Here is an 18,455-nt window from a genome sequence, read left to right as displayed (position 1 = left end):
ATCTTCAGCATAAGATTAAATAATTATGAAGCAAATTATCATTATCGGAGGCGGTGCCGCAGGTTTTTTCTGCGCAGCAAATCTTGACGAAAAGAAATATAAAGTCACCATTCTTGAGCAGAATTCAGATGTTTTGCAAAAAGTAAAAATTTCCGGAGGCGGAAGATGTAATGTAGCCCATGCCTGTTTTGATCCTAAAGAACTGGTGCAGTTTTATCCTCGTGGAAACAAGGAATTACTAAGCGTTTTCACCAAATTTCAACCAGGAGATACGATGGATTGGTTCGAAAAACGAAAAGTTTCGTTGAAGATAGAAAAGGATAACAGAATCTTCCCGGAAAGCAATTCTTCACAAACAATTATCAATACTTTTTTAAACGAAATTCAGCAGAAAAATATTGAAGTTAAAACCAAATGTTCTGTAAAAGAAATTGAAAAACGGGATGAAAACTATTTGGTAAAAACAAGTTTGGGAGATTTTGAAGCCGATTTTGTGATTTATACAACGGGAAGTTCACCAAAATCGTTGAAAATGATTGAAAACTTGGGACATAAAATTATTGATTTAGTTCCTTCCCTCTTTACTTTTAATATTAAAGATGATTTGCTAAAAGATCTTTTGGGAACAAGCTTTGAAATGGCAGAAACCTCTATTCCGAAACTAAAAACAGAAGAAAGCGGTTCGTTACTGATAACCCATTGGGGACTTTCGGGACCTGCAATCCTTAAAATTTCGGCCTGGGAAGCGATTAATCTGGCGAAGGTAAAATACAATTTCGAAATTCAGGTCAATTTTATTTCGAAAGATATCGATGATGCGGAAGAATTATTTCAGAATTTCAAAATTTCAAATCCTAAAAAAACAATCGGGCAATCGAAAATCTTTGATGTGACAAACAGATTCTGGCAGAGAATTCTGGAGGTTTCAAAAGTTGATTTGAATAAACAAATTGCGAATATTTCGGGAAAAGAAATGCAGACAATTTTGGAAAATTTATGCAAAAAGAAATTTCAGGTTACCGGAAAGTCAACTTTTAAAGATGAATTTGTAACCGCAGGAGGTGTAGATTTAAAAGAAATTAATTTTAAAAATATGTCTTCGAAAATTTTGCCTAACTTTTACGTTGCCGGAGAAGTGCTGAATATTGATGCCGTAACCGGCGGATTTAACTTTCAGGCTTGTTGGAGCGAAGCATGGCTGATTGCTCAGGATTTAAATAATTTATAAATAAACTATAATGAAAAAATTACTCGTTTTTGCTGTACTTATCATTTCCGTAAAAACATTCTCTCAAGAAACCATTTCTTCTAATCAAGAAATCGCAACTGTAAATAATAATATTTACGATAAAGCTGACAAAGTAGCTGTATATCCTGGCGGAACAGATGCTTTCAGAAAAAACTTTTACCAAACCTTTGATAGTGGTAAAATCAATGGTCGAGGTAAAATAAGATCTGAAGCCACGTTTGTAATTGATCAAGAAGGATATATTACAGACATTCAGATTAAAGGAGATAATAAATCTATGAATAAAGAAATGGAACGCGCTATAAAAGCAATGTCTAAAACCAAATGGTCTCCAGCAACTTTAAATGGTCAGAATGTAAAATACAGATTTAGATTTCCTATAGCCACTAACCTTTAATAAAGCAAAAAACTCCATGTTCCTAGCCAAAAGAAATTTAGTATCCTTCGCAAAAACCCTTCTGATCGCAGGATTCGGATATTTCTTTTGGCTCATGCTGAAAATCACATTAGAATACGTTCCTTTAGACCCCAATGTGAGTTTTCTGATGATTAAACAGACTGAAGTGCACGACAGACCAGAATATCTTTGGTTTTTCTACACTCACGTTTACACAAGCATTTTTGTTTTATTGGCCGGATTTTTAGCTATTTTAAGAAAAGATTTCCGACTGAAAAACTTTCACATAAATGCCGGGAAAATTTATATTTTTCTAATTCTTCTTTTTGCTGCACCTTCCGGAATTTACATGGGGATTTTCGCCAACGGCGGGTTTTTATCAAAAATTTCGTTTGTAATTTTAGGTAGTCTCTGGTGGTTTTCCACATTTAAAGCTTATCAACTAGCCCGACAGAAAAAATTCAAAGAACATAAGCAATGGATGTGGCGAAGTTTTGCGCTTACAATTTCTGCGCTCACTTTGAGAATTTGGAAAGTAATTATTGTATATTTATTCCACCCAAATCCAATGGATGTTTACCAAATAATCGCATGGTTGGGCTGGATTCCAAACATTTTATTAATTGAATATTTAATCACAAAAAAGCACATTTAATTTAATATGAAAATTTTAAAATTTACCTTAATCACTCTGTTTACAATCAGTTTGATCAGCTGTAAAAAAGACACTACTGTTACCGAAACTCCAAAAGATTCTTTAACGGCAAAAAAAGATTCTGTCGTAATTCCTGAAGTTCATAAAGAATATTACGGGATTTACACCGGAGAATTTGCAGGCAAAGGAGAGCTTTACGATAACGAAACCAGAGAATATTACGAAGGAACAGATTACAAAAGACTTTCATTAAAAATCAATCGAATAACTCAGGATTCTGTGTACGGGCAAAGCATTGTGAATGGAACTCAGCGTCCGTTTCGCGGGGTTTTCAATGAAGGTACTCAATCTTTTATTCTGGATGAGCCCGGAAATGATAAAACCGACGGAAGATTTGAAATTAAGCTTAAAAACGACAGCATCACCGGAAAATGGACTGCCTTTAATAAATCTGCTGTAAAAGCTCCTTTAAAAAACCTGAGACTTATTAAAAAAGAGTTCGTTTATAATCCGAATTTTATGCTGGATGAAAATTCTGATCTGATTGACTGGGAAAACCCGAAAGATTTTAAAGAAAAATATACCGACGAGGAAACCGGAAAAACAGAAACTTATACTGCTTCAAAAAACAGAATTGCTTCTGATGCCGTTTTCAAAATCAATGCTTCAAAACAAAAACTGAGCGAAAAAGATCTTAAAAATTTAAGAAAACTTGATATGGAAATCATTAAAAATGCAGTTTTCGCAAGACATGGTTATTCATTCAAAAAACAGACTTACAGAAACTTCTTTGAGCAGACAGATTGGTATATTCCGGTTTCAAATAATGTTGACAGCGAACTTTCCCCTATGGAAAAAGACAATGTGGCTGTGCTGAACCGTTTCATCAAATATGCTGAAGATAAATATGATTCTTTTGGAAGATAAAATAGTATGAAAAAATATATTGCATTTTTACTGATCTTATTTGGTATAATTTCTATTGATGCTCAAAAAGATTCGATACAATATCCTGATATAAAAGCAGGATTAGATTATAGAAAAAAAACATCTGTAGATAAAGTCCCTGAATTTCCGGGAGGACATTCTGCATTTATGAGGCAGATTATCAATAATTTCAAAACTTCAGCCTTATCGAAGCAGAACATTGCAAAAGCAAGAGCTATTGCTGTTTTTGACATCGATACCGACGGAAATATGATTAATCTCAAGATAGAATCTTACGATCACGAAATGGTAAAAAAAGAGTTTCTAAGTGCGCTCAACAAAATAAAAACAAAGTGGGTTCCAGGTGAACAAAATGGTGAGAAAGTAAAAATGCGTATGCGACAACCTCTTCAGTTTAATTTGGACTAATTGTCTTCATTTTTTGATTTGAATTTTGTAAAAACATATAAAATTAAGCACCCAACTGCATAACACAGAATATCAATCCACGAGAAAGAATTTCCGATAACAATATACATCAGGCTTCCCGGTTGGAAGCCTAATTTATCTGCAATATGGAAAAATTGCGCAAGCTCAACCAGACATGAAAAAGCAAAAATCCCGATGATTAATTTTGTTTCGTTGATGATGAAAAAACTTTTCACAAAAGTATAAAGCAGCTTTACCACAATCACGTCTCCCAGATAAGCTCTGATAAAGAAATTATCTTTTAAAACCGTTGCAATTAAAACCTCAACAAGGAAAATAAAGATGGTTAAAAGAAAATATTTAAGGTTAAATTTAAATTTCATCATGATTAATTTTGGCTAAGTTTTTATAAAAAAAGAGCAGACTAAAAGCCTGCCCAATATCTCAATTTAATTTTAAAAATAAAATTATTTTTTCACTTTTATTGTACAACCTATGGCTACTGTTTTGGCGTTTGCAACTGGTTTTCCATTCAATAAAGCATCCATTGCGTCTTGTACATAATGCTCTGAAACATCATTAGGATCATCATAATTATTGTCGATGGCGCCAATGTATTTCACAATATTTTTTGAGCCTTCTTTCTGAAGAATAAAAACGTGCGGCGTTTTTGTGGCGCCATATTGAGGATAAACTTTTTGGCCTTCATCTACCAAATAAGGGAATGTAAAGCCTTTTTCTTTAGCTCTGGTAATCATTTGTTGAAAACCGTCTTCCGGCTGCAAATTAGGATCATTTGGGTTAATCGCAATCACCGGATAACCTGCATCTTTGTATTTTTTATCAAGTGCTACAATCCTGTCTTCATATTTTTTTGCATACGGACAGTGATTACAGGTAAAAACTACAATGAAACCTTTTGCTTTTTTAAAATCGCTTAACGAAACCATTTTCCGTCTATATTTTTAAGCTTAAAATCGGCAGCTGTATCACCAACTTCATAACCTTTTGAAGAACTTACTTTTTGCTTTGGTTCTTCATTATTTTTATTTATTGCCGTAAAACTGAGCGAACTCAGGCCTATTATTGCGGCAGCAACGAATGTTTTAATATTTTTCATGTTTATAGATTTTTTGTGATTATGTTTTCCAGTTCGCCCTTTGTCATTTCGCCGTCATTGAAGTGCACTGTTTCAGAGTTTTTATAGATAATGGTGACAGGAATATTTCCGTCCCAGTTTTTTTCAAATCGAGGAATCCAGGTATTCATTCTTTTAATATCATCAAGAAGAATCACTTCTGCACTAAGTTTTTTATTTTTAATAAACTGAATAACACGGTCTTTATCTTTCGGGCGGTCTAAAGACACCAAAAGCATTTTAAATTTAGGATTACTTTTATATTTATTATTTACCTCCATAAAATCCGGAAGTTCTTTCACACAAGGAGCGCAGGTTGTAGACCAGAAATTCAGAACCAGCAAGACATCTTTCTCATCCTGAATTTTGTTTTCCAGCATTTCATATTTAATCGTCGGAACATCATTTATAATAATTTTTTCCTGTGAAAAATAAAAAGACATACTGAAAATCAATACAATGAAACTCAAAATTTTCTTCATACTCAAAATTAGCGAATGAATTTGTAAACCATTAAGATAGAGCTGTTAAACTTTGTTAATTAACCGAATGTAATTTAAATTGAGAATGTTATTTTTGTTAAAATTAACCGATGAAAAAATTAATTATAATTTCCGTATTACTATTTGGCTATTTCATACAAGCTCAGGAAGTTGCAGGAACAACTGATTTAGAAGAATTGGATGTTCGTAAAAATAACACTGAAATTTATAATGCTGTGGAAAAACCAGCTTACTTTCCTAGAGGTATAAATGATTTCAGGCAAAAGTTTGCAAGAAATTTCAAAGAAAAAAACGTCATCAGTAATGGAATAGAAAAATGTGAACTTACTTTTGTCATCGAAAGAGATGGCACTCTTACCTACATTAAAGCATCCGGAACTAATCAAAGCTTCAATAAAGAAGCTATTCGAGCGGTTTCTAAAATTAAAACCAAATGGATTCCTGCAGAACTTGACGGTCACAAAGTAAGGTACCGTTTCAGAGTGCCACTTACCATAAACTTTAAATAATTGGTATTAAGTTTGATGCGTTCAATTTACTAATCTATACCTCTGAGAATAGCACTCAGAATAAGTATTATCAAAATTAAGTTGAATGAAAAAAGCTATTTTTCTGCTTGGTATATTTTTTAATTCTTTTCTTTTTGCACAGAAAAACGATGCAAAGAATCCTGTTCAGCAAACCGTTTCCGATGTTTCTAGTCTGCCTGATTTCAATATTATCAAAACTAAATTAGATCTAAAACAGGTCGTTACAAAAGCAGATACGCTTCCGGAATTTCCGGGCGGAATGAATGCTTTTAAAAGAAAATATTTTGAAAATATTGAAACTTTAGATCTTAAAAACAATGAGAAGATTGATATACGACTCTATTTTATTGTTGAAAAAAACGGATATGTAAGAAACGTCACTGCTGTTTCAAAAAACAAAAAACACGCAGAGGAGGCTGAACAAGGAGTAAGAAGAATCTTTGCCCGCTGGAAACCTGCAAAAATCAATGGTGAAGCAGTGCGATACTTATTTTATTTTCCTTTGACGAGTAAAAAATATAATTAAATTAGGATCTACTTTTCATAGAGATTAAATCAGTTTTCAGTACTTTAACTTCTTTTTTTGAAAAAATTTAATCATGAAAAATCTTACTTTAATTATCATTATAATCTTAACCGGGTTTGTTTTCGGGCAAAATATTCCCGTACCTCCCGCAATGCCATCAATACCGAAAAAAATAGAGAATATTCATTTAACTACAGTATGTCCTGATTATCCTGATCACGAAGCCTATTTTCCTAATGGCACAGAAACTTTTATTAAAAAGCTAGAAAATGCAGTATTATTAGACTCTGTAAAAACTAAGAATGGAGAAAACACTCTTAAAGCGATTCTTAATTTTATTGTCGAACGAGATGGGAGCATCGCAGAGATTGAAGTTATCGGTTCTGATATGAATTTTAATACAGTTGTAAAAAAATCTATGAAACAGATCAATGGCAAATGGATTCCTGCAAAACTTAATGGAAATTTTATAAGAAGTAAACTTCAAATTCCTATTACTATAAATTTCAAATAATTATTTCCCAATCATTTTTTTAATCGAATTCAGCTTCATTAAAGCCTCAATTGGCGTCAAAGTATTAATATCTATCTTGGTTAATTCTTCTCTGATATTCTCCAAAACAGGATCGTCTAACTGAAAGAAAGAAAGCTGCATGTTTTCATCAGTTACTCTTTTAATACTTTCTGACGAACCACTTTGCGAACGGCTTGCTTCCAAAGTTTTCAAAATTTCATTGGCTCTGTTAACCACTTTTGAGGGCATTCCCGCTAATTTCGCCACGTGAATCCCAAAACTATGCTCGCTTCCGCCAGGAATTAATTTTCTCAAGAAAATGATATTCCCTTTATTCTCCTGAATAGAAACGTGGAAGTTTTTCACACGCTCAAAATTCACCGTCATTTCGTTCAGTTCGTGATAATGAGTTGCAAATAACGTCTTTGCTTGCGTCGGATGTTGATGAAGATATTCCGCAATTGCCCACGCAATAGAAACCCCATCGTATGTTGACGTTCCACGACCGATTTCGTCTAATAAAATCAAACTTCTTTCAGAAATATTATTCAGAATATTCGCAGCCTCATTCATTTCCACCATAAAAGTAGATTCTCCGGCAGAAATATTATCACTCGCTCCTACTCTGGTAAAAATTTTATCTAAAAGTCCGATTTCCGCATGTTTAGCAGGCACAAAACTTCCAATCTGCGCCATTAAACAAACAATTGCAGTCTGTCGCAGAATTGCAGATTTACCCGCCATATTGGGGCCCGTAACCATAATAATCTGTTGAGAATCTTTATCTAAAAAGATGTCATTCGGAATATATTTTTCGCCTAAAGGAAGCGCATTTTCAATAATTGGATGTCTTGCTTCTTTTAAGTCAATTCCAAAACCGTCGTTCAAAACAGGTTTTGTGTAACTTTCAGAAACCGCTAGTTCAGAGAAACCTACAGCGACATCAAGCTGTGCAATAATATTTGAGTTTTCCTGAATTTGGTCGATGTAAATCATCGTGTCTGAACAGACTTTTCGGTATAATTGATTTTCAAGAACGCTGATCTTTTCTTCAGCGCCCAGAATTTGGCTTTCGTATTCTTTCAGCTCTTCAGTGATGTATCTTTCGGCATTCACAAGCGTTTGCTTTCTAATCCATTCACTCGGAACTTTATCTTTATGAGCATTTCTTACTTCAATAAAATATCCGAAAACATTATTAAAATCAATTTTCAGACTGGTAATTCCGGTGCGTTCTACTTCTCGCTGACACATTTCATCAAGAAAACCACGACCTTTATTTTGTAAACCTCTCAAATGATCGAGTTCTTCAGAAATATTCTGCTTAATTACATTTCCTTTCGCAAGATTGACCGGAAGCTCTTCATTTAAATGATTTTCAAGCAATTGAATCAATTCATCTAATGAATTTAAAGGTTCCAGCCAAGCTAAAATATCAGCATGAGGATGAAGTAAGCCTTTAATTTTCTGAATATTAATCAAACTTTGACGGAGGTAACCTAATTCTTTAGGTGAAATTTTTTCTGCCGCCAATTTTCCCATTAATCGGTCCAAATCCGAAATAGCACGCAACAATTGGGAAATTTCATATTTCAGTTGATCATTTTCGTTTAAAAAATCAATTAAAGAAAGACGTCTTCCAATTTCTTCGACAGATTTTAAGGGAAGAATAATTCTTCTTCTCAATAATCTACCGCCCATTGGTGTAGCCGTTTTATCGATAATATCTAAAAGAGATTTCCCTTTTGGATTGCTAGGATAAACGATTTCAAGATTTCTCAGCGTAAAATGATCCATCATCAGATAATCTTCCTGCGGAATGATCTGAATTTTGGTAATGTGCGCCAATAATTTGTGATGGGTATCTTCAACAAGATAAGCGAAAATAGCTCCTGCAGCAGTAATCGCTAACGGCAAACCTTCAACTCCAAAGCCTTTTAACGAATTGGTTTTAAACTGATTTGTCAGTTTTTCGTAGGCAAAATTATATTGATATGCCCAATCTTCCAATTTAAAAATATTTCTGTTTTTCAGCTGATCGGGAATTTGTACACTTCTCTGATAAATAATTTCACTCGGATCAAACGTATTGATAATATGTAAAATCTTATCTAAATTCCCTTCACTCACCAAAAATTCTCCTGTGGAAACATCGACTAAAGCGATTCCGTATTTTTCTTTTTCCTTGTGAAGCGAAAGCAGGAAATTATTCTTTTTTGAACTTAAAACCTGGTCGTTGAATGTAACTCCCGGTGTAACCAATTCTGTTACGCCACGTTTCACAATTCCTTTTACAGTTTTTGGATCTTCCAGCTGGTCGCAAATCGCAACACGAATTCCCGCTCTTACCAATTTTGGCAAATAAGAATCCACCGAATGATGCGGAAAACCAGCCAATTCGATATGACCGTCTCCGTTGGCTCTTTTGGTAAGAACAATCCCCAAAATCTGAGATGTTCTAACGGCATCCTGCCCAAAAGTTTCGTAGAAATCTCCCACTCTGAAAAGTAAAAGTGCATCAGGATATCTCGCCTTGATGGTATTGTACTGAGTCATTAACGGGGTCTCTTTCTTCGTCGCCTTTGCCATTGAAATCGTTCTTAAAATTGGGATGGTAAAAGTATGAAATAAAAAAGAAGGAGGGAAATGTTGATTTTAATTGCCACGAATGCACGAATTAGTTTATTACCACTTTCCGTAAATGATGCTTAAAACAATTTTACATAAAAAAATTCGTGAATTCGTGGCATGCAAGTATTTAAAATTTTTATAATCTGTTGGAATTTAAATCTTATTCTTGCTCAAATGTTTTTCCAAAGCTTCCGTTGCTTTTTCATACGCCCATTTTTGCTTAAAATTCACCCAATTCGCCTTAAACAGTTTTCGCATTAGTTTATCCGTATATCTCATAATGAAAACATGATACATCATATTGGCAAAAACTTTTGGCTTATTAGGTAAAGCTCTTAACGACATTGAAAAACCGGGTTCCAAATATCTGTTGAAATGCCAAAAAGCTCCGGGAATAAAAAGTGCATCACCGTGTTCCATGAAAATTTCAATCCCTTTTGCATATTTCAAAGCAGGAAATTTCTCGTAATCCGGATTTTCATAATCGATATCGTAAACGGTGTGAACCGACAGCGGAACTTTATATAAAAATTTTGATTGCTTTTGGTCAAACAAAAGAATTCTCTTCTTGCCTTCAAAATGAAAATGCATAAAATCACCCAGATCGACATCATAATGCATTAAAACATGAGCATCACTTCCGCCAAAAAATAATGTAGGAAGTCTTTTAAAAAATTTAATTCCCAAATCCGGATACGTGAAATTCTTAAGCAGTTCAGGAAGACGGTCGGTAATAATGTAAAAGAAAATGCGCAAATCTGATGGTTTAGATTTTATCGTATCAATATAATCTTTCATTTTCATCTTGGTTACGGGAGCATCAGAACTCTTTTTAGAATCTGCAGGCTTGTTATCATACAACGGAACTTCCTGTTCACCAGCTTTTTCTTTAATAAAATCAAAATTCCATTTGTCGAAAGCTTCCCACCGGCTCGCATAATTTTTTATAAGGAGCGGTTTCTGTTTTTTAAAAAAGTTTTGCTGAAAGTCTTCTTTCGTTATATCGTTTACAACATCTACGTTTTCGAGAATCATGGTTTTGTAAATTTAATGCGAAATAAAAATAGTGTTTTTTTGAAATTTATAAAAATTTATCTTTGCAAGACAAACATCATCCATGAGAGTTTACAATACCAAACATTTCCTGAAAATACTGGTCAGCTTACACAAAAGCGACACCCTGAAAATCCTTTTTCCAACAATGATTTTGATGGCTGTGTATTCTTATGGAATCCAGTATCTGGAAATTGAATATTTGCATTTGACCGCAAAATCTAAAGTCAGCAATGTAGGCATGATTCATTCATTATTAGGTTTCGTTTTGTCTTTACTCTTGGTTTTCAGGACAAATACGGCTTATGACAGATGGTGGGAAGGCAGAAAACTTTGGGGGAAACTGGTGAATGACACCAGAAATTTTGCTGTAAAAATCAATACTCTTCTTTCAGATGACAGAGATTCTGCAAATCAGATCGCCCGTTATTTAAAATATTTTCCGCATTTTTTGGCTAAGCATCTTTCTGAGGAATCTACAAGGTTGGCTCTGGACGAGGACTACTCGGAAATTGAAAAATCTTTAAAACATCACGGCCCTACAGATTTGGTGATCCTTTTGACTCACAAATTGCATCAATTAAAAAAAGAAGGAAAAATCTCTGATGTAGAAATGCTGTATTTAGACACGCAGGTTTCAGGTTTTCTTGATGTTTGCGGAGGTTGTGAAAGAATTAAAAACACACCGATTCCCTATTCATATTCTTCATTTATAAAGAAGTTCATCATTTTATATGTATTGGCGTTGCCAATTGCTTATGTCATTAATCTCGGATTATTCATGATTCCGCTGACGGTTTTTGTATATTACGTTTTGATGAGTCTGGAATTGATTGCTGAAGAAATTGAAGATCCTTTTAATAATGATGAGAATGATATTCCGATGGAAGCCATCGCACAAAATATCGAAAGGAACGTGCATCAGATTATGGGTGCAAAAATAAAGGACAAATAAAATCCGTTGATAGACAAGAATTCGTAAATTGTAATAAGAAATAAAAATTATTTTGGTAAATAAATTAAAACTGGAAGAACTCAACAGAATTGATGTAGAAACTTTTAAAAAGGTTGAGAAAATTCCGTTGGTGGTCGTTTTAGATAATATAAGAAGCATGCACAATGTGGGTGCAACTTTTAGAACGGCAGATGCATTTTTGATTCAGAAAATTATTTTGTGCGGAATTACGCCGCAACCGCCACACCGTGAAATTCACAAAGCGGCTTTAGGCGCAACAGAAAGTGTGGATTGGTCATATGAAGCAGACATTAATGTAACAATTAATGATTTAAAAAGCCAGGGTTTTGAAGTTGTAGGCATCGAGCAGACCACAAACAGCCAAATGATTACTGATTTCAAAATCGACAATACTAAAAAGTATGCGGTTATTCTGGGTAATGAAGTAGAAGGAATCAGCGATGAAGCTTTACAGAATATTGATTCTTTTATTGAAATTCCGCAACTCGGTACAAAGCATTCTTTAAACGTAAGTGTATGCGGCGGAATCGTAATGTGGGAGTTTGCAAAAGCCCTAAAATAAAAAAACTGCGTCTGTCAAAAGACAGTGCAGTTTGAAATAAATCTAATAAAAAGTAAAAATGAAAGGCGACAAAGATACTTTAAATTTCTTTACGAACAAATTTTAAAATCGCTTTTTTTACTTTTTATTAAAATAACTTAACTTTTAGAGGAAGGTTTCGTTTAAAATTTTATAAATTAGCACAATGTTTATCAAGGACTATATCTCAAAAGATTTTCCGTGTTTTCATCTGACTGACTCTATCGAATCGGCTAGAGAAACCCTAGAAGCATTTGGATATACACATATTTTCATTAAAAAATCACACCACTTTTATGGTGCCATCGCCAAAGACTTTCTTTATGAAGAAGAAGGAGCTTTAAAAAACCTTGAGCATCAGATTGAGCGGTTCGCGATTTTGGAGGACAATAATATTATGGACAGCATCCGGTTGTTTTATACATTCAATGCCAACATAATTCCTGTGATCAACAAAAATGAAAAATATCTGGGATACATCTGTTGTGACGATGTTTTTCAGACCTTTTCAAAATATCCTCTGTTTTCGGAAACAGGTGCTATTCTTACGATAGAAACTCCGGCCAGAAAATATTCGATGACAGAAATTGCAAATATTGTCGAAAGCAACAATTCTAAGTTCTATGGCGGATTTATCAGTTTCATGTCAGATGAAGTAATTCACGTCACCATCAAAATAAGTAACGAAAATTTGTCTTCAATTGATGCCACTTTTGACCGTTATGATTACAGAATTGTAGAAAAATATTATTCTGATGAGAAAACAGATCTTTTCAAAGACCGTTTAGGTTTTTTACAAAAATTTATCGAAATATAATATGAAGGCAGCCATATATTCTCAGAAAAAAGATCTTGATACTTTTTTATATTTAAGCAAATTTATTTCTGAACTAGAAAGCAGAGGTGTAAAATCTGTTTTGTTTGACGAAATGGCTGAAGCGCTTCAGTTTTCTAAAATTTTTGAGACTTTTGGCAATAAACAGGATCTTATCGACAAAGAAGTTGATCTTTTTTTCACTTTCGGTGGCGATGGAACGATTGTAAATTCTCTGACTTTCATTGAAGATCTTGAGATTCCCGTTGTAGGTGTCAATACCGGAAGACTCGGTTTTTTGGCAAGTTTCACCAAAGAAGAGGCCTTCAAAGAACTTGATTCTATCTTAAAAGGCGATGTAAAAACAAGCCGAAGATCTGTAATTGAAGTTGTTTCACCAAAATCTGACGAATTTTTCCCGTACGCTTTAAATGATGTGACGATTTCAAGAAAAGAAACCACTTCAATGGTGACGGTAGACTCTTATATAAACAATGAGTTTCTGAATGTTTTTTGGGGCGATGGCGTGATTGTTTCTACGCCGACAGGTTCTACAGCGTATTCCCTAAGTTGTGGCGGACCGATCATTTCTCCTAATAACGAAAACTTTGTTATCACTCCGATTGCTCCACATAATTTGAATGTAAGACCGTTGGTTGTTAACGATAAAGTGGAAATTAAATTTAAAGTAGAAAGCAGAGTTCCTCAATATTCTCTATCATTAGATTCAAGATTAATACATATAGAAACCGATAAGGAAATTGTGATAAAAAAAGCAAGTTTTCAACTATTATTGGTACAGCCCAACAATTTAAGCTTCTATGAAACCATTCGCCAAAAGCTACTTTGGGGACGTGATAAAAGAAATTAGTAATTTCTTAAAATTGATTATCTTTACAAGAATTTTTAAAAAAATTACCCTAATATTTTATAAAAAGTAAAACATGAGCAGAATTTTCCCGGCAGGAGTTGCCACAGGTCAGTTAGTTACAGATATTTTTCAATATGCTAAAGAAAACAAATTTGCATTGCCTGCAGTGAACGTTATCGGTTCTAGCAACGTAAACGCAGTAATGGAAACTGCAGCAAAACTAAATTCACCTGTAATCATTCAGTTTTCTAACGGTGGAGCATCTTTCAACGCTGGAAAAGGACTTAGTAACGACGCTCAGAAATCAGCTATTTTAGGTGGGATCGCAGGAGCTAAACATATTCATACCCTTGCTGAAGCTTACGGAGCGACAGTAATTTTACATACAGATCACGCTGCAAAAAAATTGTTGCCGTGGATCGATGGTTTGATGGATGCTAACGAAGAATTCTACAAGCAAACAGGAAAATCTCTTTACTCTTCTCACATGCTTGATCTTTCTGAAGAATCTTTAGAAGAAAACCTTGAGATCTCTGCACAATATTTCGAAAGAATGGCAAAAATGCAGATGACTTTAGAAGTTGAGATCGGGGTTACAGGAGGTGAAGAAGACGGTGTTGACAATTCTAGTGTAGACAACTCTTTATTATACACACAACCTGAAGACATAGCTTACACTTACGAAAAACTGAAAGCAGTTTCTGATAATTTTACTATTGCAGCAGCATTCGGAAATGTACACGGAGTTTACAAGCCAGGAAACGTAGTTCTTACTCCAAAAATCCTTGATAATTCTCAGAAATTTGTTCAGGAAAAATTCGGAACTGTTGAGAAGCCAATTAATTTTGTATTCCACGGTGGTTCAGGTTCTAGTTTAGAAGAAATCAGAGAAGCGATTGATTATGGGGTAATTAAAATGAATATTGATACCGATCTTCAATTTGCTTACACAGAAGGAATCAGAGATTATATGATCGAGAATGTAGAATATCTAAGAACTCAGATCGGAAATCCTGAAGGAGAAGAAAAGCCTAACAAAAAATTCTATGACCCAAGAGGGTGGATCAGAAAAGGAGAAGAAACTTTCTCTAAGAGATTGGTTAGAGCTTTTGAAGATTTAAATAACGTAAATACGCTTAAATAAATTATAATTGATAAAAGATGAACGATAAGTGATTTTTAAAACGCTTTCCTCATCTTTTATCATTTATTACACATCAATTATATAGTTATGGCATTCGACTGGTTTAAAAGAAAAGCACAAAATATTACCACTTCTACTGATGATAAAAAAGACGTACCAAAAGGTCTTTGGCATCAGACTCCGTCAGGAAAAGTTGTAGAACACGATGAGTTGAAAAGAAACAATTATGTTTCTCCTGAAGACGGATTTCATGTACGAATCGGAAGTGCAGAGTTTTTTGACATCCTTTTTGACGAAGGAAAATTCACTGAGCTAGACGCGAATGTGGAAAGTATTGATATGCTTAGTTTCAAAGATACCAAGTCTTACACCGACCGTTTAAAAGAAGTAAAAGCAAAAACAAAACTGACTGATTCTATAAGAAATGCGGTAGGAACTGTAAACGGAACCGAAATGGTAGTTTCTTGTATGGATTTTGCTTTCATCGGAGGATCTTTGGGTTCTGTGATGGGTGAAAAAATCAGAAGAGCAATTGATTACTGTATCGAAAAAAGACTTCCGTACATGATTATTTGTCAGTCAGGAGGTGCAAGAATGCAGGAAGCAACGTATTCTTTGATGCAGTTGGCAAAAGTACAGGCAAAACTGGCTCAGCTTTCAGAAGCCGGGCTTTTATACATCGCTTATCTTTGTGACCCTACTTTTGGCGGAATTACCGCATCATTTGCAATGACCGCAGATATTATCATGGCTGAACCAAAAGCTCTGATCGGATTTGCAGGGCCAAGAGTTATCCGTGAAACAATCGGTAGAGATTTACCGGAAGGTTTCCAGACCTCAGAATTTTTACAGGAAAAAGGTTTCGTAGATTTTATTGTAAAAAGAACAGAAATAAAAGAAGTTGTTGCTAAAACAATAAATCTTTTGGCTGCGAAAGCATAAAAACGTAAACTAGAAAACATATTATCTCTCTCAATCTGGGAGAGATTTTTATTTTTATGAGGACATTTAAAGTTGTTTTAAGCACCATCAGATCAATGAGTTTAAAGAAAATTTTTAAACTCTCATCCGCCGTTTTACCCCATCCTCTTTTTTCTGTTTTAAGTTTTTATGCAACATTAAAAGCTTTTTCTATTGCACAGAAACTTTACCCAAAAACGGCATCTAAAAACGGTGAAGGTAATGCCTTCAGACATTCGCTTTGGTGTTGTCTGATCATGATGTATTGCAGCAAAGTATCTTCGCCAGAAAAAGCATTAGATTTCTGCAAAAAAATTACAGATCTTCACGAAGAATTATTTCCGAATGAACCTTTGGAAACTAAAATGGATCTCCACAACAACAAAATAGGAATGGATTATTTCATGGAACTTCTTCCGGGAATTCACCGCCAGTTTTTTGAAAAAAGCTTCTTCATTAAAGAGTTACAAAAGAAAACTGCTAATGCCAAAATTTTGAAAAACCTGGACGATAATTTTGAAGGAGAATTGGTTTATTTGGATGAAAAATAAATCTCAAATTAAACCATTAAGGAAATTAACATTATAAGCTTAGCCTAATATTCTTAACAACTTATTGAATCTTAATGGTTCAAAAAATAAAAGTTTCATCTTTTTCACATTAAATTTGTTATCTTTTCTAAAAATTAATTTTACATAAATGGTTCTCAGCAGAATTTGGTCGGCTTTCATCATCATCGCCATTACAATTGCAAGTATAAAATACATTTCGTCAAGCCATTACAAAACCATTTTCAATGATATGGTTGTAGGAAAAGGCGGCGACACCGTACAAATTGCTACTCAGAATATGACCACGCTCTCTCCCATTGTAAGAGACAGCTTGAAGAAAAAACCTGATTTTGCAGACAGCAGAATTCATTATAAAACAGATTCTTTACAACAGAATGTACAGGTTTACAGAGTTCAGGAAGCAGACGGAGTCATTGGAACTTCTGAAACTGCCGTTAAAATCTGTCTTGGATTGATCGGAATCATGACCCTTTTCATGGGATTCATGAGTATTGCAGAAAAAGCTGGCGGAATCAATCTTTTAAGCCGATTGATACAGCCATTTTTCTCCAAATTATTTCCTGAAATTCCAAAAAACCACCCCGCTTTCGGTCATATGTTGATGAATTTTAGCGCCAATCTTTTAGGTTTAGATAATGCAGCCACTCCGTTTGGTCTAAAAGCGATGGAAAGTTTACAGACATTAAATCCTAATAAAGATACCGCAAGTAATTCACAAATCATGTTTCTCTGTCTTCACGCAGGTGGAATGACATTAATTCCAGTTTCTATCATTGCGATCAGAGCTTCGATGGGATCAAAAACACCAACTGATATTTTCCTTCCTTGTATGATTGCAACATTTGCGGCGACTTTAGCGGCAATGATTTTCGTTTCATTATATCAAAAAATAAATCTATTAAAACCTGTTGTTCTTGCTTACGTTGGAGGAATTTCAGCATTAATTGCGCTTCTGGTTGTTTATTTAGTTCAATTGAGCAAAAATGAACTGGATGATTTCAGCAAGGTTTTAAGCAACGGTTTGATTTTATTTATTTTTATTGCAATTGTTCTCGGTGCAGTTTATAAAAAAATTAATGTTTTTGATGCTTTTATTGAAGGCGCAAAAGAAGGTTTCTGGACCTGTGTAAAGATTATCCCCTACTTAGTAGGAATGCTGATTGCGATTTCGCTTTTAAGAACTTCAGGAGTTTTTGACGTCATTATCGATGGAATGAAATGGGTTGCCAATGTTGCGAATTTAGACGCAAGATTTGTAGACGGTCTTCCGACTGCTTTAATCAAACCTCTATCCGGCTCTGGAGCGAGAGGAATGATGGTTGACACGATGGCTACTTTCGGAGCTGATAGTTTCCAAGGAAAATTGGCAGCAGTTCTTCAGGGAAGCTCAGATACGACGTTTTATGTGATTGCAGTATATTTCGGAGCAGTAGCTGTGAAGAATACGAGATACACCGTTGTTGCTATGCTTTTGGCTGATTTGGTGGGTGTGATTACAGCGATTGGATTGGCATATTTGTTTTTCGCTTAACTGTCACTTGTAACTAATATTAAGAAAGAATTTTTTTAAAGTTGAAAAATATAAAATTGGGATTTTTCTTAAAATCCTTAACCCTATGCGAAATAGCTTTTCTTAGTTTAATTATATTATCAGAAACTATTATCTATTATTTTAAGTTTAATAATATTTATTCAGAAGCTACTAACATTATAGGTTCAATAGTCTTAGTGGTTCTATGGTGGATTCCACTCTCATCTCCATTATCAGATAGATTTAGGAATGTATATTTCTCCTTAATTTGGATCTCAATTTGTATATATTGGATCATAATTAAGGAAGATTTAATAACTTCAATTTTGCCACTATTCACTTATGTTTTCACACAAATCACTCGGTTGATATTTAAATGGATTTATAAAAAAGAATTTATTCCGCTACTTGTCTATAGACAAGCTTTTCATAGGTATAGTAAGATAGAAAACAGA

20 protein-coding genes and 1 pseudogene are annotated in these 18,455 nt (G+C 34.2%); 16 read left to right on the top strand and 5 right to left on the bottom strand.

Features of this window, described 5'->3' with window-relative positions; all coding sequences use genetic code 11:
* The first annotated feature begins 25 nt into the window (after positions 1-25).
* Genes OH814_RS10165 through OH814_RS10145 form a run of 5 tightly spaced genes read left to right on the top strand, consistent with a single transcriptional unit; the run spans position 26 to position 3,657 of the window.
* Positions 26-1,228, top strand: a complete 1,203-nt coding sequence (locus tag OH814_RS10165; protein WP_308828082.1) for an NAD(P)/FAD-dependent oxidoreductase — start codon at positions 26-28, stop codon at positions 1,226-1,228.
* 10 nt (positions 1,229-1,238) lie between these two features.
* Positions 1,239-1,646, top strand: coding sequence for an energy transducer TonB (locus tag OH814_RS10160; protein ID WP_076561191.1), 408 nt, complete (start codon positions 1,239-1,241; stop codon positions 1,644-1,646).
* A gap of 16 nt (positions 1,647-1,662) precedes the next feature.
* The gene (locus tag OH814_RS10155) at positions 1,663-2,301 is read left to right on the top strand and encodes a DUF2306 domain-containing protein (protein WP_308828081.1); all 639 of its coding nucleotides are present in this window, start codon (positions 1,663-1,665) and stop codon (positions 2,299-2,301) included.
* Positions 2,302-2,307: 6 nt separating this feature from the next.
* Complete coding sequence (locus OH814_RS10150; protein WP_308828080.1) at positions 2,308-3,228, top strand: YARHG domain-containing protein; 921 nt, start codon at positions 2,308-2,310, stop codon at positions 3,226-3,228.
* 6 nt (positions 3,229-3,234) lie between these two features.
* Positions 3,235-3,657 (top strand): energy transducer TonB, encoded by a 423-nt coding sequence (locus OH814_RS10145; RefSeq protein ID WP_308828079.1) that lies wholly within the window; start codon positions 3,235-3,237, stop codon positions 3,655-3,657.
* Here the strand turns inward: OH814_RS10145 and OH814_RS10140 are convergent.
* The 3 genes and pseudogenes from OH814_RS10140 to OH814_RS10130 all read right to left on the bottom strand — a co-directional run bounded on the left by OH814_RS10140 (position 3,654) and on the right by OH814_RS10130 (position 5,277).
* On the bottom strand, positions 3,654-4,040 hold the full coding sequence (locus OH814_RS10140) for a DUF2809 domain-containing protein (protein ID WP_308828078.1): 387 nt from the start codon (positions 4,038-4,040) through the stop codon (positions 3,654-3,656). The genes OH814_RS10145 and OH814_RS10140 overlap by 4 nt on opposite strands.
* An 84-nt stretch (positions 4,041-4,124) precedes the next feature.
* A pseudogene (locus OH814_RS10135) lies at positions 4,125-4,777 on the bottom strand (thioredoxin family protein).
* Positions 4,778-4,779: 2 nt separating this feature from the next.
* On the bottom strand, positions 4,780-5,277 hold the full coding sequence (locus tag OH814_RS10130) for a TlpA disulfide reductase family protein (protein ID WP_308828077.1): 498 nt from the start codon (positions 5,275-5,277) through the stop codon (positions 4,780-4,782).
* Positions 5,278-5,387: 110 nt separating this feature from the next.
* Here OH814_RS10130 and OH814_RS10125 point away from each other — a divergent pair, with 110 nt between their 5' ends.
* The 3 genes from OH814_RS10125 to OH814_RS10115 all read left to right on the top strand — a co-directional run bounded on the left by OH814_RS10125 (position 5,388) and on the right by OH814_RS10115 (position 6,868).
* Positions 5,388-5,807 carry an energy transducer TonB gene (locus tag OH814_RS10125; RefSeq protein WP_308828076.1) on the top strand — a complete coding sequence of 140 codons (420 nt, stop codon included), beginning with the start codon at positions 5,388-5,390 and terminating at the stop codon, positions 5,805-5,807.
* A gap of 85 nt (positions 5,808-5,892) precedes the next feature.
* Positions 5,893-6,354 (top strand): hypothetical protein, encoded by a 462-nt coding sequence (locus OH814_RS10120; protein WP_308828075.1) that lies wholly within the window; start codon positions 5,893-5,895, stop codon positions 6,352-6,354.
* 73 nt (positions 6,355-6,427) lie between these two features.
* Complete coding sequence (locus tag OH814_RS10115) at positions 6,428-6,868, top strand: hypothetical protein (protein ID WP_308828074.1); 441 nt, start codon at positions 6,428-6,430, stop codon at positions 6,866-6,868.
* Here the strand turns inward: OH814_RS10115 and mutS are convergent, their stop codons facing one another.
* Positions 6,869-9,457 (bottom strand): DNA mismatch repair protein MutS, encoded by a 2,589-nt coding sequence (gene mutS, locus OH814_RS10110; RefSeq protein ID WP_308828073.1) that lies wholly within the window; start codon positions 9,455-9,457, stop codon positions 6,869-6,871. It abuts the gene before it with no gap.
* 195 nt (positions 9,458-9,652) lie between these two features.
* Positions 9,653-10,534 (bottom strand): cupin-like domain-containing protein, encoded by an 882-nt coding sequence (locus tag OH814_RS10105; RefSeq protein WP_308828072.1) that lies wholly within the window; start codon positions 10,532-10,534, stop codon positions 9,653-9,655.
* A gap of 82 nt (positions 10,535-10,616) precedes the next feature.
* Here OH814_RS10105 and OH814_RS10100 point away from each other — a divergent pair, with 82 nt between their 5' ends.
* The 8 genes from OH814_RS10100 to OH814_RS10065 all read left to right on the top strand — a co-directional run bounded on the left by OH814_RS10100 (position 10,617) and on the right by OH814_RS10065 (position 18,000).
* The gene (locus OH814_RS10100; protein WP_308828071.1) at positions 10,617-11,507 is read left to right on the top strand and encodes a bestrophin family ion channel; all 891 of its coding nucleotides are present in this window, start codon (positions 10,617-10,619) and stop codon (positions 11,505-11,507) included.
* Positions 11,508-11,559: 52 nt separating this feature from the next.
* Positions 11,560-12,090, top strand: coding sequence for an RNA methyltransferase (locus tag OH814_RS10095; RefSeq protein WP_308828070.1), 531 nt, complete (start codon positions 11,560-11,562; stop codon positions 12,088-12,090).
* A 184-nt stretch (positions 12,091-12,274) separates the two neighbouring features.
* Positions 12,275-12,925, top strand: coding sequence for a CBS domain-containing protein (locus OH814_RS10090; RefSeq protein ID WP_076561180.1), 651 nt, complete (start codon positions 12,275-12,277; stop codon positions 12,923-12,925).
* Position 12,926: 1 nt separating this feature from the next.
* A complete protein-coding gene (locus OH814_RS10085; protein WP_076561179.1) occupies positions 12,927-13,793 on the top strand; it encodes an NAD kinase in 867 nt (288 codons plus the stop codon).
* Between the two features lie 73 nt (positions 13,794-13,866).
* Positions 13,867-14,937: a class II fructose-bisphosphate aldolase gene (gene fbaA, locus OH814_RS10080; RefSeq protein ID WP_076561178.1), complete on the top strand. Its 1,071-nt coding sequence runs from the start codon at positions 13,867-13,869 to the stop codon at positions 14,935-14,937.
* Between the two features lie 87 nt (positions 14,938-15,024).
* A complete protein-coding gene (accD, locus tag OH814_RS10075) occupies positions 15,025-15,879 on the top strand; it encodes an acetyl-CoA carboxylase, carboxyltransferase subunit beta (protein WP_076561177.1) in 855 nt (284 codons plus the stop codon).
* Between the two features lie 56 nt (positions 15,880-15,935).
* Positions 15,936-16,448 (top strand): DUF6973 domain-containing protein, encoded by a 513-nt coding sequence (locus OH814_RS10070; RefSeq protein WP_201132786.1) that lies wholly within the window; start codon positions 15,936-15,938, stop codon positions 16,446-16,448.
* 148 nt (positions 16,449-16,596) lie between these two features.
* On the top strand, positions 16,597-18,000 hold the full coding sequence (locus OH814_RS10065; RefSeq protein ID WP_076561175.1) for a nucleoside recognition domain-containing protein: 1,404 nt from the start codon (positions 16,597-16,599) through the stop codon (positions 17,998-18,000).
* The last annotated feature ends 455 nt before the right edge of the window (positions 18,001-18,455 follow it).

This window comes from Chryseobacterium sp. CFS15 (genome assembly GCF_031118795.1).
GTDB lineage: Bacteria > Bacteroidota > Bacteroidia > Flavobacteriales > Weeksellaceae > Chryseobacterium > Chryseobacterium indoltheticum.
This window is presented reverse-complemented; position numbering and strand designations above follow the sequence as displayed.

What these genes read in the sequence shown, in the direction of transcription:
- OH814_RS10165 (WP_308828082.1), top strand. Translation starts at nt 26, where the DNA reads ATGAAGCAAATTATCATTATCGGAGGCGGTGCCGCAGGTTTTTTCTGC.
- OH814_RS10160 (WP_076561191.1), top strand. Translation starts at nt 1,239, where the DNA reads ATGAAAAAATTACTCGTTTTTGCTGTACTTATCATTTCCGTAAAAACA.
- OH814_RS10155 (WP_308828081.1), top strand. Translation starts at nt 1,663, where the DNA reads ATGTTCCTAGCCAAAAGAAATTTAGTATCCTTCGCAAAAACCCTTCTG.
- OH814_RS10150 (WP_308828080.1), top strand. Translation starts at nt 2,308, where the DNA reads ATGAAAATTTTAAAATTTACCTTAATCACTCTGTTTACAATCAGTTTG.
- OH814_RS10145 (WP_308828079.1), top strand. Translation starts at nt 3,235, where the DNA reads ATGAAAAAATATATTGCATTTTTACTGATCTTATTTGGTATAATTTCT.
- OH814_RS10140 (WP_308828078.1), bottom strand. Translation starts at nt 4,040, where the DNA reads ATGAAATTTAAATTTAACCTTAAATATTTTCTTTTAACCATCTTTATT.
- OH814_RS10130 (WP_308828077.1), bottom strand. Translation starts at nt 5,277, where the DNA reads ATGAAGAAAATTTTGAGTTTCATTGTATTGATTTTCAGTATGTCTTTT.
- OH814_RS10125 (WP_308828076.1), top strand. Translation starts at nt 5,388, where the DNA reads ATGAAAAAATTAATTATAATTTCCGTATTACTATTTGGCTATTTCATA.
- OH814_RS10120 (WP_308828075.1), top strand. Translation starts at nt 5,893, where the DNA reads ATGAAAAAAGCTATTTTTCTGCTTGGTATATTTTTTAATTCTTTTCTT.
- OH814_RS10115 (WP_308828074.1), top strand. Translation starts at nt 6,428, where the DNA reads ATGAAAAATCTTACTTTAATTATCATTATAATCTTAACCGGGTTTGTT.
- mutS (WP_308828073.1), bottom strand. Translation starts at nt 9,457, where the DNA reads ATGGCAAAGGCGACGAAGAAAGAGACCCCGTTAATGACTCAGTACAAT.
- OH814_RS10105 (WP_308828072.1), bottom strand. Translation starts at nt 10,534, where the DNA reads ATGATTCTCGAAAACGTAGATGTTGTAAACGATATAACGAAAGAAGAC.
- OH814_RS10100 (WP_308828071.1), top strand. Translation starts at nt 10,617, where the DNA reads ATGAGAGTTTACAATACCAAACATTTCCTGAAAATACTGGTCAGCTTA.
- OH814_RS10090 (WP_076561180.1), top strand. Translation starts at nt 12,275, where the DNA reads ATGTTTATCAAGGACTATATCTCAAAAGATTTTCCGTGTTTTCATCTG.
- OH814_RS10085 (WP_076561179.1), top strand. Translation starts at nt 12,927, where the DNA reads ATGAAGGCAGCCATATATTCTCAGAAAAAAGATCTTGATACTTTTTTA.
- fbaA (WP_076561178.1), top strand. Translation starts at nt 13,867, where the DNA reads ATGAGCAGAATTTTCCCGGCAGGAGTTGCCACAGGTCAGTTAGTTACA.
- accD (WP_076561177.1), top strand. Translation starts at nt 15,025, where the DNA reads ATGGCATTCGACTGGTTTAAAAGAAAAGCACAAAATATTACCACTTCT.
- OH814_RS10070 (WP_201132786.1), top strand. Translation starts at nt 15,936, where the DNA reads ATGAGGACATTTAAAGTTGTTTTAAGCACCATCAGATCAATGAGTTTA.
- OH814_RS10065 (WP_076561175.1), top strand. Translation starts at nt 16,597, where the DNA reads ATGGTTCTCAGCAGAATTTGGTCGGCTTTCATCATCATCGCCATTACA.